Origin of the sequence: Rheinheimera mesophila (assembly GCF_000986865.1) — a bacterium.
Lineage (GTDB): Bacteria > Pseudomonadota > Gammaproteobacteria > Enterobacterales > Alteromonadaceae > Pararheinheimera > Pararheinheimera mesophila.
This window is the reverse complement of the sequence record NZ_LAVS01000091.1, coordinates 16,477-30,167: the sequence shown is the minus strand read 5'-3', so window position 1 is coordinate 30,167 and position 13,691 is coordinate 16,477. Positions and strand designations below refer to the sequence as shown.

At 45.9% G+C, this 13,691-nt stretch carries 14 protein-coding genes; 6 read left to right on the top strand and 8 right to left on the bottom strand.

Annotated features, from left to right (window positions below; all coding sequences use genetic code 11):
- Complete coding sequence (trmB, locus tag SD53_RS16240; protein WP_046521251.1) at positions 1-735, bottom strand: tRNA (guanosine(46)-N7)-methyltransferase TrmB; 735 nt, start codon at positions 733-735, stop codon at positions 1-3.
- Between the two features lie 170 nt (positions 736-905).
- Here trmB and mutY point away from each other — a divergent pair, with 170 nt between their 5' ends.
- From mutY to rlmM, 6 genes are all read left to right on the top strand, one after another.
- Positions 906-1,931 (top strand): A/G-specific adenine glycosylase, encoded by a 1,026-nt coding sequence (mutY, locus tag SD53_RS16235; protein ID WP_046521250.1) that lies wholly within the window; start codon positions 906-908, stop codon positions 1,929-1,931.
- A 62-nt stretch (positions 1,932-1,993) separates the two neighbouring features.
- Positions 1,994-2,266: an oxidative damage protection protein gene (locus SD53_RS16230; protein WP_046521249.1), complete on the top strand. Its 273-nt coding sequence runs from the start codon at positions 1,994-1,996 to the stop codon at positions 2,264-2,266.
- 105 nt (positions 2,267-2,371) lie between these two features.
- On the top strand, positions 2,372-3,304 hold the full coding sequence (locus SD53_RS16225) for a transcriptional regulator GcvA (protein ID WP_046521248.1): 933 nt from the start codon (positions 2,372-2,374) through the stop codon (positions 3,302-3,304).
- A gap of 3 nt (positions 3,305-3,307) precedes the next feature.
- Positions 3,308-3,937, top strand: a complete 630-nt coding sequence (locus SD53_RS16220; protein WP_046521247.1) for an alpha/beta fold hydrolase — start codon at positions 3,308-3,310, stop codon at positions 3,935-3,937.
- Positions 3,915-4,301: a DUF423 domain-containing protein gene (locus SD53_RS16215; protein ID WP_046521246.1), complete on the top strand. Its 387-nt coding sequence runs from the start codon at positions 3,915-3,917 to the stop codon at positions 4,299-4,301. Before SD53_RS16220 ends, SD53_RS16215 begins: the two co-directional genes overlap by 23 nt.
- Before the next feature lies 1 nt (position 4,302).
- The gene (gene rlmM, locus SD53_RS16210; protein WP_241481844.1) at positions 4,303-5,379 is read left to right on the top strand and encodes a 23S rRNA (cytidine(2498)-2'-O)-methyltransferase RlmM; all 1,077 of its coding nucleotides are present in this window, start codon (positions 4,303-4,305) and stop codon (positions 5,377-5,379) included.
- Between the two features lie 56 nt (positions 5,380-5,435).
- Here rlmM and SD53_RS16205 read toward each other — a convergent pair whose 3' ends face one another.
- The 7 genes from SD53_RS16205 to SD53_RS16175 form a co-directional block, all read right to left on the bottom strand.
- Complete coding sequence (locus SD53_RS16205) at positions 5,436-6,080, bottom strand: glutathione S-transferase family protein (RefSeq protein WP_046521245.1); 645 nt, start codon at positions 6,078-6,080, stop codon at positions 5,436-5,438.
- Between the two features lie 212 nt (positions 6,081-6,292).
- Positions 6,293-7,300, bottom strand: a complete 1,008-nt coding sequence (locus SD53_RS16200; RefSeq protein WP_046521244.1) for an isocitrate dehydrogenase — start codon at positions 7,298-7,300, stop codon at positions 6,293-6,295.
- A 146-nt stretch (positions 7,301-7,446) separates the two neighbouring features.
- Complete coding sequence (locus SD53_RS16195; protein WP_125060829.1) at positions 7,447-9,159, bottom strand: hypothetical protein; 1,713 nt, start codon at positions 9,157-9,159, stop codon at positions 7,447-7,449.
- A gap of 46 nt (positions 9,160-9,205) precedes the next feature.
- Positions 9,206-9,589 carry a DUF3192 domain-containing protein gene (locus tag SD53_RS16190; protein WP_046521242.1) on the bottom strand — a complete coding sequence of 128 codons (384 nt, stop codon included), beginning with the start codon at positions 9,587-9,589 and terminating at the stop codon, positions 9,206-9,208.
- An 8-nt stretch (positions 9,590-9,597) separates the two neighbouring features.
- Complete coding sequence (gene xni, locus SD53_RS16185; RefSeq protein ID WP_046521241.1) at positions 9,598-10,401, bottom strand: flap endonuclease Xni; 804 nt, start codon at positions 10,399-10,401, stop codon at positions 9,598-9,600.
- A 1-nt stretch (position 10,402) separates the two neighbouring features.
- Complete coding sequence (ppnN, locus tag SD53_RS16180) at positions 10,403-11,758, bottom strand: nucleotide 5'-monophosphate nucleosidase PpnN (RefSeq protein WP_046521240.1); 1,356 nt, start codon at positions 11,756-11,758, stop codon at positions 10,403-10,405.
- Between the two features lie 139 nt (positions 11,759-11,897).
- Positions 11,898-13,460 carry a GGDEF domain-containing protein gene (locus SD53_RS16175; RefSeq protein ID WP_046521239.1) on the bottom strand — a complete coding sequence of 521 codons (1,563 nt, stop codon included), beginning with the start codon at positions 13,458-13,460 and terminating at the stop codon, positions 11,898-11,900.
- Positions 13,461-13,691: the final 231 nt, after the last annotated feature.

The following is a 13,691-nucleotide window of genomic DNA, read 5'->3' as shown; positions in this document are numbered from 1 at the left end:
TTAGTTCACCTTCTTAAACATCAGATCCCAAACGCCATGGCCTAAATTAACACCACGGTTTTCAAATTTAGTCAGAGGTCTATGGTCAGGGCGTGGCACATAGTCGTTGGTTTCTGACAGGTTGCTATAGCCCTCAGCCACTTTCATCACGTCCAGCATATGCTCTGCGTAGTTTTCCCAGTCGGTGGCCATATGAAATACACCACCAATTTTTAACTTGCGACGCAATAACTGAGCAAACTCAGGCTGTACTATACGTCTTTTATGGTGACGTTTTTTATGCCATGGGTCGGGGAAAAATAACTGCACTGTGCTTAAACTATTGTCGGCGATAGAGTCGTTTAAAATTTCGATGGCATCGTGCTCAAACACCCGCAGGTTTTTTACACCTTCAGTTTCGGCTTCACCTAAACAAGCGCCAACACCAGGTTTATGTACTTCGATGCCAATAAAGTCTTTTTCCGGCGCAGCTTTGGCCATTTGCACCAAAGACTTGCCCATACCAAAACCAATTTCCAGCACTAAGTCAGCTTCGCGGCCAAATACGGCTTTCATATCATAAGGTGTAGTCTGGTATTCAAGGCCCATAGTAGGCCAGAATAAATCTAAACTGCGCTGCTGGCCTTTGGTCAGACGACCTTCCCTTAAAACAAAGCTACGAATACGGCGCAGGTATTTGTTTTCCTGAAGCTCTTCGTTTTGAGGCTCTGTGTTTGGTTGTTCCGGGTGGGTCATCTTGGTCTCCAAAAAATGTGATGCAGCCTGTTGTTATACTGCTGCGAATGCGGCGCGTATTATCCTTGTTCTGCTGCTAATGCTCAACCGCTAATCTTGATTCAACAACAATGAGAAAAAATGCTAGGCTAAGCGCCGTTTTGAACACTTAACCCTGAGTATTTAACGCTGTGCTAACTTCTGAGTATTTAACCTGTCCTGAATTATTTGCCGATACCGTAGTCGACTGGCAACAAACCGCTGGTCGTAATACCTTGCCATGGCAACAAGATCCAAGCCCTTACCGGGTGATGGTCAGCGAATTGATGCTGCAGCAAACTCAGGTCACCACAGTGATCCCCTATTTTCAGCGCTGGATGCAAAAGCTGCCTGATATTCATGCTTTAGCAGCGGCCGATACCGATACTGTGATGGCGTTGTGGCAGGGCTTAGGGTATTACGCCAGAGCGCGCAATTTGCACAAGGCCGCCAAATACATAGTGCATGAGTTGGGCGAGTTTCCATTTGAATTAAATGACTTATTAACCATTCCCGGCATTGGTCGTTACACGGCTGGGGCTATCCGCTCTTTTGCTTATGATGCGTATGGCCCTATAGTGGACGGTAACGTCCGGCGTTTATTCTGTCGTTTATTTGGTATTGAAGGTGTACCAACCAGTTCTGCTGTAGATAAAAAACTCTGGGCTTTGGCCGATTTATTAACACCAAAACAAAACAACAGACGTTTTGCCCAGGCCTTGCTGGATTTAGGCGCTACGGTGTGCAAACCCAAACAAGCGGATTGTTTAAGTTGCCCGCTTAAAACTCAGTGTCTGGCTTTTAATACTGGCCGTGTCGCTGAGTTACCTACTGCTAAACCTAAAAAAACTACACCAACCAAAGCAGGACATTTTTTGTGGATAGAGCAAGGTGACAAGCTATTGCTACAAAAAAGACCGGATTCTGGTATCTGGGCTGATTTATGGTCCTTGCCACAAGTGGATGAAAACGAACAAATACTGCAGCAAGCCGAGCTGCAAGGCCAGTTCCAGCATGTATTTTCACATTACAAATTAGAGGCTTCAATCTGGCATCCGCTCTCTGGGGTGGCAGAGCCTGCAGGCAGCAGTTGGTATAACAAACAGCAACTGATGGAAATTGGTTTACCTGCACCTATTCGTAGCTGGATTGAAAAAAACTGGCTGAATAAAAACTAACAGGCGGTGTTGAAGTCGTTTACAATATCGGCCTTTTTCAAAGCTAAGTGTTGAGGTGAAGCATGTCCCGTCAGGTATTTTGTGTGTATTTGCAAAAAGAAGCAGCAGGTTTAGATTTTCAGCTGTACCCGGGTGAGCTTGGCAAAAAAATCTTCGACAATATCAGCAAAGAAGCCTGGGCCTTATGGCAGGCCAAACAAATTATGCTGATCAACGAAAAAAAGCTGAACATGATGAATCTGGAACACCGCAAATTGCTGGAAGAACAGATGCAGCAATTTTTATTCGAGGGTAAAGAGGTTCAAATCGAAGGTTACGTTCCTAAAACTAATTAAATCTCCGTGCCCAAGTGAACTGTAGCTGGTACAGTTCACCGTCTTTCTTTATAATTCGCATTAGAAAAATTAATTCAATAACTGTCCTTCCTGAGGTTGCAGACTATGGCTCGGCGCTTACCCCCCCTTAATGCGTTAAAGGCTTTTGAAACTGCAGCCCGCCATCTTAGTTTTACTAAAGCGGCTGAAGAGATGTTTGTCACTCAGGCGGCTATCAGTCATCAGATCAAAGCCCTGGAAGATCATTTAGGCTTAAAGCTGTTTATGCGGAAAAACCGCTCTTTGCTGTTAACTGAAGAAGGCCAGAGTTTCTTTTTAGATATTAAAGAGATTTTTCTGCAACTACATGAAGCGACTGAAAAGTTATTAGCCCGGGGTGCCAAAGGCTCGTTGACTGTCAGTTTGCAGCCAAGTTTTGCGATTCAGTGGCTGGTGCCACGTTTAAGTTTATTCAGTGAAGAGCACTCCGATATAGACGTGCGGATCAAAGCGGTTGACTCAGATGAAGGCTCGTTAACAGATGATGTGGACGTGGCAATTTATTATGGCCGCGGCAACTGGCGTAACTTGCATGCTGACAAACTGCATACCGAATATCTGTTACCTGTGTGTTCGCCTTTGTTGTTAAACGGCAGCAAGCCATTAAAAGATGTAACAGATTTACGCCATCACACTTTATTGCATGATGGTTCACGCCAGGCCTGGAAAGATTGGTTTGTCAGTCAGGGGTTTAAAAACTTTAACGTCAATCAGGGACCGATTTTTTCGCATACAGCTATGGTGCTACAGGCCGCTATTCATGGCCAGGGCGTGGCTTTGGCCCATAACGTGATGGCAAGACCCGATATTAACTCGGGCCGCTTAATAGTACCGTTTCACCATGTATTGCTGAGTAAGGACTCGCATTATCTGGTGTGCCGGGAAAACCAGACTGAGCTTGGCAAGATTGTCGCCTTCCGGCAGTGGATGGCCAAACAGGTCGAGCTGGATCAGCAGGATTTTGCTGAGCAACATTTTAATAATGCGACACCGGATTAACTGATGCCAGAGCAACTAGTTTTGTGCGAAAAGCCTGTTGCCAGACTGCTGCTCTGTCATGGAGCAGGAGCCTCCGTGCGGTCAGATTTTTGTCTGCAGTTGGCCGCAGAGCTCGCAACTCAGGGGATTGAAGTCTGGGGTTTTAACTTTGCCTATATGCAAAGGACTTTAGCTGGCAGCAGGCAGTTACCGCCGAAGATGCCGCTGTTAGTGGCTGAACTTGTTGAACAAATAAGGCAAATGGCCACAGATCTGCCTTTGTTTATTGCAGGTAAGTCTATGGGCGGCCGGGTAGCTACTCTGCTTGCAGCATCAGAGCTGCTGCTTGCGCAAGTAAAAGGCGTGATAGCTTTTGGTTATCCTTTTCATCCGCCAAAAAAGGATAGTTGGCGAACAGAGCATTTTGCCGATTTAAAAAGGCCTGTTTTAGTGTTGCAAGGAGAGCGTGATCCTTTTGGTAACAGAGATGAACTCTTTGATAAAAGCTGGCCTTTTATCGATTTAAACTGGCTAGAAAATGGCGATCATGATTTTGTGCCGCTGAAAAAATCAGGCTTAACCCAACAACAGCTTATCAAACAAGCCGCTTTGATAAGCCGGAGTTTTATTGATGCACGTATTCTGGAAAATTAACGCAAGCCTGGCTGCCTTTTATGGCGCTGTGACTGTAGGTTCGGCTGCTGCTTTAATGCATTTATGGCGTGACACTATAGCGACAGAGCAACTGGCAGTGCTTTTGAGCGCCGGTTTTATTTTAGCTTTTCACGCTGTGGCTTTATTAGCCTTATCGGCTTTTGACAAGCTGCAACAACAAAGCCCATGGTTAAGCCGTATTGTCGCCCTTGCCATGCAACTTGGACTTTGGTTGTTTGTTTATACTCTGGTTGCTAGTGTTTTTAAGCTGCCTTTACATTTTTCAGCGCTGGCACCTTTGGGTGGGCAGTTGCTAATTTTAAGCTGGTTGGCCTTGGCTATCAGCCCTTGGATCAGGAAATAACATGAAGATGCCCCAACTTTTGCTGTATTGCCGTTCAGGTTTTGAAAAAGAATGTGCCGGCGAAATTCAGGACAAAGCAGCTCAGCAAGAGGTATTTGGTTTTTGTAAACTGACCAAAGACGCCGCTTTTGTCATTTTTGAAGCGTATGACTCTGATGCCTTAGCCGCTTTTTATCGTGACTATGACTTTAGTAACTTAATTTTTGCCCGCCAGTGGTTTTTGCTGGTCGATGACTTGCTGCAATTAAACCCGGCCGATCGAATCAGTACTGTGGTTGAATCTGCTTTGGCTGCTGAGCTCTCCGCTTTTGGTGAAGTGCGGGTGGAATACCCTGAAACCAACGACGGCAAAACATTATCGACTTTGGCGCGCAAACTGACAGTACCTTTGCGCCAGTCGTTACGCAAAGCCGGTGTTTTGCTGCAAAAAGAAAACTCCCGCGCTGCAGTACTGCATTTATTTATGCTCTCTGGCAGCAGTGCGTATTTAGGCATTTCGTACCCTGAGAATAACAGCCCGCTGGAAAACGGCATTATGCGGCTGAAGTTTCCGGCCGATGCGCCAAGTCGCAGCACCTTAAAACTGGAAGAGGCTTTTATTCAGTTTATTCCAAAAGACGAATGGGATACTCGGTTGGCTTCGGGCATGAGAGCAGTGGATTTAGGCGCTTGTCCGGGCGGCTGGACCTATCAGTTGGTAAAACGCAGCATGATGGTCACTGCCATCGACAACGGTATGATGGCGCAGTCTTTAATGGATACAGGCCAGGTAAAACATTTTCAGGTGGATGGTTTTAAATTTAAACCTGAGAAAAAGAACGTGCACTGGCTGGTTTGCGACATGATTGAAAAACCACAGCGTGTTGGCCAGTTGGTTTGCGACTGGCTGATCAACGAATGGTGTCAGGAAAGTATTTTTAACCTGAAATTACCTATGAAAAAACGCTACGAAACAGTGGTTGAAGTGCTGGAGATGATGCAGCAAAAACTGGACGAAGCGGGACTGGATGTCGAGTTCCAGGCCAAACACTTGTACCACGACCGCGAGGAAGTGACAGTGCATGTGCGAAAGTTTTAATACAGCTTTTTTGCAACAGCAATAAAGAAAGAAGGCAGGGATTATCCCTGCCTTTGTCATACATAAGGCTTCACTAAGCCATCATAATCCATCACTTTTTGCACTGCAGGGCGGGCTAATACCTTTTGTACCCAGAGGGCTATAGAAGGGTAATCGCGGGCTTTTTTATCGTCAAAATGCCGGGTCCAGCGGCATAACATCATGGCGTAAATATCGATGAGCGAAAATTCTTCGCCTAAAAACCATGGACTGCAGTGGCTGGCTAAATGTTTGTCCATTTGTTCCAGCAGGCCCTGAGCTTTTTGCTGGGCGTGGCGTTTTAAATCTGCGGCGTTTTGCTCGCCAGTCACCCAACGCTCCGGATAAAAATACACCACTAAAGTGCTTTGTAAGGTAGCGGAGAACCAAATCAGCCATTTGTAGGCTTCGGCTCTTTTTAACGTGCCGGGAGCTGGGAATAAATTCTTTTCCGGATGGCTGTCGACCAAATGCAGACAAATAGCTGCAGTTTCAAAAACAACCTGACCGCGGTCGATTAAGGTTGGAATAGTGCCGTTAGGATTCAGCGCCAGATATTCAGCTTTTTTATGTGAGCCTGTGGCTGTGTCTGTAAGTACCAGCTCATAGGGCACGGCAAGTTCTTCCAGCAAAATATGCGGCGCCATACTGGCAGTGCTGGGTGAATAGTACAACTGATACATTGATATAACTCCTTAGGAAAAATCCTCTCGGAGCATAGTAGTGTGAAGCGCAGATGATGGCAAAAAAGCTTAGAGCTTGATTCAGACTATACCCAAAGTAATTGGAGTTGTAGCGAGGCGACAAGCCAGCTAGACCCCGGGAGCATAGTTACCTATGTGACTGGGGCTAGCTGGTACAGTCAACGAAGCTACGGCTTCAAGAACGAAGGGTATTACAGACGTTCCAGCATGGCAGCAGTAAAGTCTGTGGTGCCATGGCTGCCACCTAAGTCGCGGGTGGTGCGGTCGCCTGATGCAATTACATCAGTTAAAGCAGCCAGAATTTTTTCTGCTTTATCTTTCATGCCCAAATATTCCAGCATTTGGACTGACGCTAAAATCACTGAACTTGGGTTGGCCAGGTTTTTGCCTGCAATGTCTGGCGCGCTGCCGTGCACTGCTTCAAAAATAGCGCAGTCTTTGCCGATATTGGCGCCTGGCGCCATGCCTAAACCACCGACTAAACCGGCACACAGGTCAGATAAAATATCGCCGAACAGGTTGGTGGTCACAATCACATCAAACTGTTGTGGATTCATCACCAGTTGCATACAGGCGTTATCAACGATCATCTCGCTGGCCTGAATATCCGGGTAACGTAATGCTACTTCACGGGCTGTTTTTAAGAACAGGCCAGAGGTGGATTTCAGAATATTGGCTTTGTGCACAATAGTGACTTTTTTGCGCTTCTCGCGACGGGCCAATTCAAAGGCGAACTCAACAATACGTTCAGAACCTTCACGGGTTACTACGCTCATGGCTTCTGCCAACTCGCCTTCGTTTTTCACGATCTGGCCAGCACCTGAATACATACCTTCAGTATTTTCACGTACTGTAATGATGTCGATATTTTCGTAGCGGGCTTTAGTGCCTTTAAACGAAATCACCGGACGCACGTTTGAGTACAGGTTGAATTTTTTCCGTAAGGTCACGTTAATTGAAGTAAAACCTTCGCCTACAGGTGTAGTTAACGGGCCTTTTAAGGTGATTTTGTTGCGGGCAATGGCGTCCAGTGTGGTTTGTGGCAGCAACTCACCGGTAGTTTCTAACGCTGTTAAACCTGCTTCAACGTATTCATAGTTGAAGTTACAGCCTACTTTATCCAGAACCTGAATAGCGGCTTCTACTATGCTTGGACCTATGCCATCACCTTTGATGACTGTAATAGTTTGTGAACTCATAACGTTCCTTAAGTAACTGATTCTTATCGTGACTGGTTGTAATAAACACAAAGCTGCTGCTGGTTTATTTTTCTTATTGCTGCTGTTGTGTCAGAGCTTGCTGAAATTCGGCGAAAATATACCAGTTTTGGTGCTTATTTTCCAGTTTACGCCGACATCTGCGACAAATCTGTTGGTTCTTGCGGCATAATTGCAGGAAATGGAGAAATAAAACTACAACTGGCCATAAGTTGGCTGACGGGCTGAGTTTGTTCAACCAGCAACGCCTGCCAATCTGTGACTGAATAATCTGGTGCTGCCAGTGCAGTTTCGGTGAATTTATAACTGTGAGTCAGTCTGTCCCTCTCATCACTGTCTGAGAATATCGAAACTGTCAGATCAAAAGCAAAAGCCAGCACAAAAGCCATGGCATGGGAATGGCCTGAAGTGGGTAAAGCTCTGTAATGCAGGCAGGCATCCTGCCAGCTTTGGTTACACTGTAAATGTTTCAGCGTTTTTACCGCCAGTTGTTGATAATGCTCACTTTGCCATAACTGCTGCTTTAGCCACTGGCTGAGTTGGCAGTTATTTTGGTTTGGATGCACCAGGGCTAAAAAACGTAAATCTGTCTGCTGCCACAAAGGCCAGCACAAACACCAGGCCAGCAGCTCTGCCTGTTGTTGCGCTAACGCATAAAATTTTATGGGTTGGGTCAACAGATACAAGGCTTTGGCCAGGACGCGCCTGAACTCCAGCAGCCAGCCATGTAAAGGTTGATGTTGTCTGTGACAATGTTGTTCCAGCCAGGCTTGTTTTAACAAAGGCAATAGCTGTTCCTGGCCCAGCATCGCGATAGCATGGTGGGTAGAGTGAATTTTTTGTTGTTGCCTGCTTTGAGCGGATGCCTTTTCCCTGAGCTGTTGTATCAGCCATGGATGTTGTTCTATCAATTCTGTTTGTTGACTGACTTTGGCTGCAAGACTTAGCTGATGCAACCAGCTTAACGCTGGTAGTTCTGTGGTTTGTGGCCATTGCGGTAAAAGTCTGTTGTCCTGTTGCCAGCCATCAAGCCAGTTGTCCTGATGGTACTGTCGTGGATTTAATAACTGCCAGTCTGTTGCAGCCAGGAGTTGTGGCGGCAACAATTGCTTCGTGCTCTTGTTGTAATGCTGTACTAATAATTGACTCTGCTGTGAACTATGAATTTCGCAAAGCAGCAGTGCCAGATTAGCCTCAGAGTCACGGATAAAGCGTCCTGTACTATAGCTGCTACTGTTTAGGCAGGATAAAGCCCGCCAAAACTCCAGCTCTGTGGCAGTGGCCTGAGGGAGTAGTTGCACAGATATTTTTTCCAGCGCAATCAATTTGCCGGCGCCGGGTAACATCAGCCTGGTGACTTGCCAACAAAAACTGATTAACTGACTGAAGTAGGGGCTTTGCCAGGTGGCTAACCCTCTATTTTTGCCATAACACTGTCGTAACAGATGCAATACTCCGGCTTTTTCCGCTAGCTCTTTGTGGTGCTTTATCGCAATCAAAGCCGGGAATTTGAGCTGTTGTTGCTCTAAAGCGCTGAGCTGTTCTGCCTTCGCCGACTTCTCCAACAAGGCTGTTACAGCCAATGTCTGCAACAAACAGCATTTGAGCAGTTGCAACACTAAATCTTCAGGCCAACGACCCGCCATCGCAATTGCTGTTAACAGGGCGGCCTGTTTGATAAAGACTTTGCTGGCAACCAGGCCAGTGCTTGGGCTAAGAGAGAGTTGGGATATCAGCAAAAAAGGAGTAGTAAGTGCCAGTTGTGCTGTGTGCTGGCAGATCCTTTGCAGCGATTCCAGTTGCTGTAGTGCTGATAACTGCTGTGTCTTTGTGTAAAACACATCACAGTCCTGATAAAGCGCTGTCAAAGATCCCAAAGTTACCATCTCAGTCCAGTTGGTTGTATTGCTCTACCGCAGTTTCACCTATAGCTATCAGTTGCTGATTTTTAAATAAAATAGCTGTGCATTCGTCGCGAGTGGTAATGCCGTCGGTTTTGGTTCTGTGGGTGCGGTAGTACAGCACCTGATAAATCTGCTGCTGTTGGTTTTTGGCTTCCGTAATATCTGGTCCACCCAGATAGTCGATCACCTGATCTCTGGTGATGGTTTTAGTCAAATCCAGTTTATAAATATATTTGGTGTTAAAAGCTTCTCTGTCCTGCCAGTTCATCTGATCAGGATCATCCTTATAAAACAGCAATGTAATGCAGGTTAAGCCGACATACAGTAGCAGTCCTGCCAGTAAGAAGGCTATGGTTTTTACTTTCATCGTCTGCCTCAACATGCTGTAAAACGTACCTGCTGTAAATTAAGCCCCAACTGTAAATCAGTTTTCAGACTTAAGATCTGCATAAACAACTGCAGTTGTGCACGGGACGCCATAATTTTCTGTTTCAGTTTGGCCGGACAATCCGGATGGGCCAGAGCTGTTTTAATATCTGGCCCCAGTTTTAACAGTTCTGCAGCCGTTTTCGGCCCTACACCTGTCAGACCACTAATGTTATTCGTTTTATCACCGACCAGGCTCCAATATCGGACTAACTGCTGTGGTAATACGCCAAACTTCTGCAGTACCGTCTCCGCGCTGTGCTGTTGGCGGTTGAAATGATCATACACAGCAACTCCGTCGGCTAACAAAGGTAAATAGCCTTTGTCTGTCGACACTATGGTCACTTGCTGCTGATGTTGACGCATGGTCATCGCCAGACTTGCAATCACATCATCGGCCTCCTGATCGGCAATTTGAAAGCTTTGGATGCCGATATCAGATAGTTTTTGTTTTAGCACTGGCAGGGCTATTTGCAGATGTTCCGGCATCGGCAGTCGATCCGCTTTGTAGGCCGGGTAGAGTTTGGTGCGCCAGTTCAGGTGCGTTGCTTCAAACACTGCCAGTGCATGGCTGGGTTTAAATTGCCGGGTGAGTTTCAAAGCAATTTGTTGGAGCTGCTCCGCTGTATTGTGCAGCAGTTGCTGGCCTGTTGCCTCACTGTAGGGCGCAGGGGAGTTGTGAAAAGGTCTTTCCTGGGCAGCGTATAAACGACGGACTAAGTTTAGTCCGTCGATTAATAACAAATGAGCCATATCAGTTTAGTATTTGGTAACAAGGCTCATAGGTCGAACCCGGTAACTTCATCCTGCCCTGAGCAACAAAAGCCTGCAATAACTTGTCCATCAGACTCATCAAGGCTGGTTCGCCTGACAGCTTGAAGGGGCCATGTTGTTTGATAGCCCGGATGCCTTCGTCTTTTACATTACCAGCCACAATACCGGAAAAAGCACGACGTAAGTGCGCTGCCAATTTGGCTTTATCCTGTTCCAGATGCAGATCCAAAGACGCCATATTCTGGTGCGTTGGCGCAAAAGGATGTTGGAAGTCCGGGTCTATATGCAAGGTCCAGTTAAAGTGATAAGCGTCACCACAGCTCTTGCGGTATTGCCGTACTTCTGCACAACCTTGTTTCAGACGACGAGCGACTCCGGCTGGGTCATCGATAATAATCTCAATCAAATCCAGCGCTTCCCGCCCCAGCGTTTGCTCAATAAAACTGGCCAGTTCAGCAAAATAAGCCGCACTTTGTTGTGGCCCCGTCAGGATCACCGGTAGTTTCTGATCTTTGTTTTTCTCATGCAGCATAATGCCGAGTAAATACAGCAGCTCTTCCGCTGTGCCTGCTCCACCAGGGAAAATAATAATGCCATGAGCGACACGGATAAAAGCTTCCAGCCGTTTTTCAATATCAGGCAGAATTACCAGCTCATTGACTATAGGGTTTGGTGGTTCTGCCGCAATAATACTTGGTTCTGTTAAACCTAAATAACGGCCTTTGGTATTACGTTGTTTGGCATGACCTATAGTGGCACCTTTCATTGGGCCTTTCATCGCGCCCGGGCCACAACCTGTGCAGATATCCAGCCCACGTAAACCTAACTGATAACCTACTTCTTTGGTGTATTTATATTCAGTTTCGTTGATCGAGTGACCACCCCAACAGACGATCATATTGGGCTCTACGGCTGAATCTATCACCCTGGCGTTACGCAAAATATCGTAGACAGTATGAGTAATATGATCGCTGTTTTGTAAGTCTAATCTGTTGGCATGGGTTAACTGGGTGTGGAAAAACAGGATATCGCGCAATACAGCAAATAAATGCTCATGAATACCACGGATAATCTGCCCATCAACAAAAGCACTTTCCGGTGGATTAAACAGCTCAATTTTAATACCACGTTCACGCGCCAACAAATTCACATCAAAATCTTTAAACTGATCATAAATTTCACTGGAGCTGTCGGTGTGGCTGCCTACGTTTAAGACAGCAAGGCAACAATTGCGAAATAAAGTAAAAGCGTCAGAGCTGGTATTATTTTTCAGGCGGTCAACTTCAAGTTGAGATAGAAGCGCCATAGCGCCGACTGGATTCAGTTGTACATGCATAGATTACTTCCTTATGACCCGGCCTGGGCCGATGCTTAACCTGAATTAGGCTCAATGAGTGATGAGTACTCTACATTTAACTCATTCAATCAGACAGATAAAGCAATTTATTCGAGCAGCGCTCGAGAGCTTAGGCTATTCAGCTTTTCAGAACGACCAAATCTCTGCCGGCGCGTTTAGCTTCATATAAAGCTTCGTCGGCACGGTCAAAAGCTGCTCTGTTTGTGTCCGAGCTCTTGAATTCTGTTGCACCAAAAGAAATTGAAATGGGAACGTTTTTATCTTTGAATTTAAACGGGATTTTTTTGATCCTCTCTCTTAAGTTATTCAAAGGTTGCTTAAGTTCAGATAACTGTGTTTCCGGGAACAAAATAACAAACTCTTCACCGCCGTAACGGGCGATAAAGTCGGTCTCGCGCAGGCTTTGTTTTAATGCCTGAGCTATTACTTTTAAGGTTTTATCCCCAGCGCTGTGGCCGTAGTTGTCATTAATCTGTTTAAAGTGGTCGACATCAGCCAGCGCTATTGCCAAAGGTTTACCATAACGTTGAGAGCGGCGAATTTCCAGCTCAAAGCGCTCGTCAAAGGCCGCTCTGTTCGGCAGCTCTGTTAAAGCATCCTGCAAGCTTCTGAATTTCTGCTCTGCCAGACGTTTTTTAAATTGCGCAGCTTCTTGCTCCAGATCGGCCAGACGGGATTCCATATGGCGTAGGGTCGTCAGCATCAGTTCACGTTCATCTTTTTCTAACTGTTCTTTATCGCGCAAAGAACAGGTGATGGCGCTGAGTTTGGTTGAGACTAACGATTGCAACTGTTCCAGCGAGGTTGCCGCCTTGGTATCCGCTGTTAAGTTTGTGATCTGTTGCTCAATCTGCTGATTTAACAGCAGCATTTTTTCTTTGATGTTGTTTGAGGTATTTAATGAGGAAACAACAGCTTGCTGCACCCCGGTCAGGGCTTCATTCAGCTTCAGCAGAAAATGCTGTGCTGACTGACGTTCATCTGTCACCGAGGCGATAATAATTTCAATGGTGCGTAAACAGGACTCCAGTAAAGCTTCAATACTGACATCAGACAATAAAGTTAAACGGATTTTTTCTATATCCTGGCCATATTTACCTTCAAAAGCCAGTTCGCTCAGAAGGTTAGTCAGTTCAACAGAGATCTGCTTACAAATCGCCTGATATTTGTTTTCCTCTGTGGTATTGCCCTGTTCTGCTTGCTCACTTTGCTGTTTAGTGGCTAATGCAGCCTGGTATAACTCGGTCAGGTGAGTCAGATGAGGTAAAAATGCCTGTACTGTGGCAGAGGGTTCTTCTACTTTACTGAGCAAGTCGCGCAGATCACGTCTTAACTGGTCTGGTAAACCCCGTTGTTTTTGCAGTAATTTACCTGCATCAGTCAAGGTGCTTTGAGCTTTCTTCAGATCAGAGAGCTGACGGGATTCCAGTGTTTTTAGGGTTTCAACGGCACTTTCGACCAAAGGCAGGATTTTCTCCAAATCAGTGCCTTTGGCAAATTCCTGACGCAAACGGGCCAGCTTGTTGTCCAAATCAATGTCTATACCTTTACAGGCCAGAGAGAGCCTGGAGACAAATTGAGACAGGATTTTAAACTGACTTTCGTAGGTATCTTCCAACTGTTTCCGCGCTTTGACCGCGTTTGCCAGCTGCTGTTTTACATCACTTTGCTGTTCAGCCACCAGAATTGTTCCCCAGCTAAAACCCGTTCGGTTTGGCCTAAGTATATCTGTAATAATGATAAAAGCGACAGCATAATCTGGTACGAAATGAAAAAAGCGGACTAAACAGTCCGCTTTAGATCAGCAATTATGTAGGGTATTTTTTTGTGGTTACTTTTTGGTTAAGTAGTAAGGTAACCAGCTTTGTTCTTCAGCAGAGGTCAGATAGTTCATCTTTGTTCACTTAAGGTC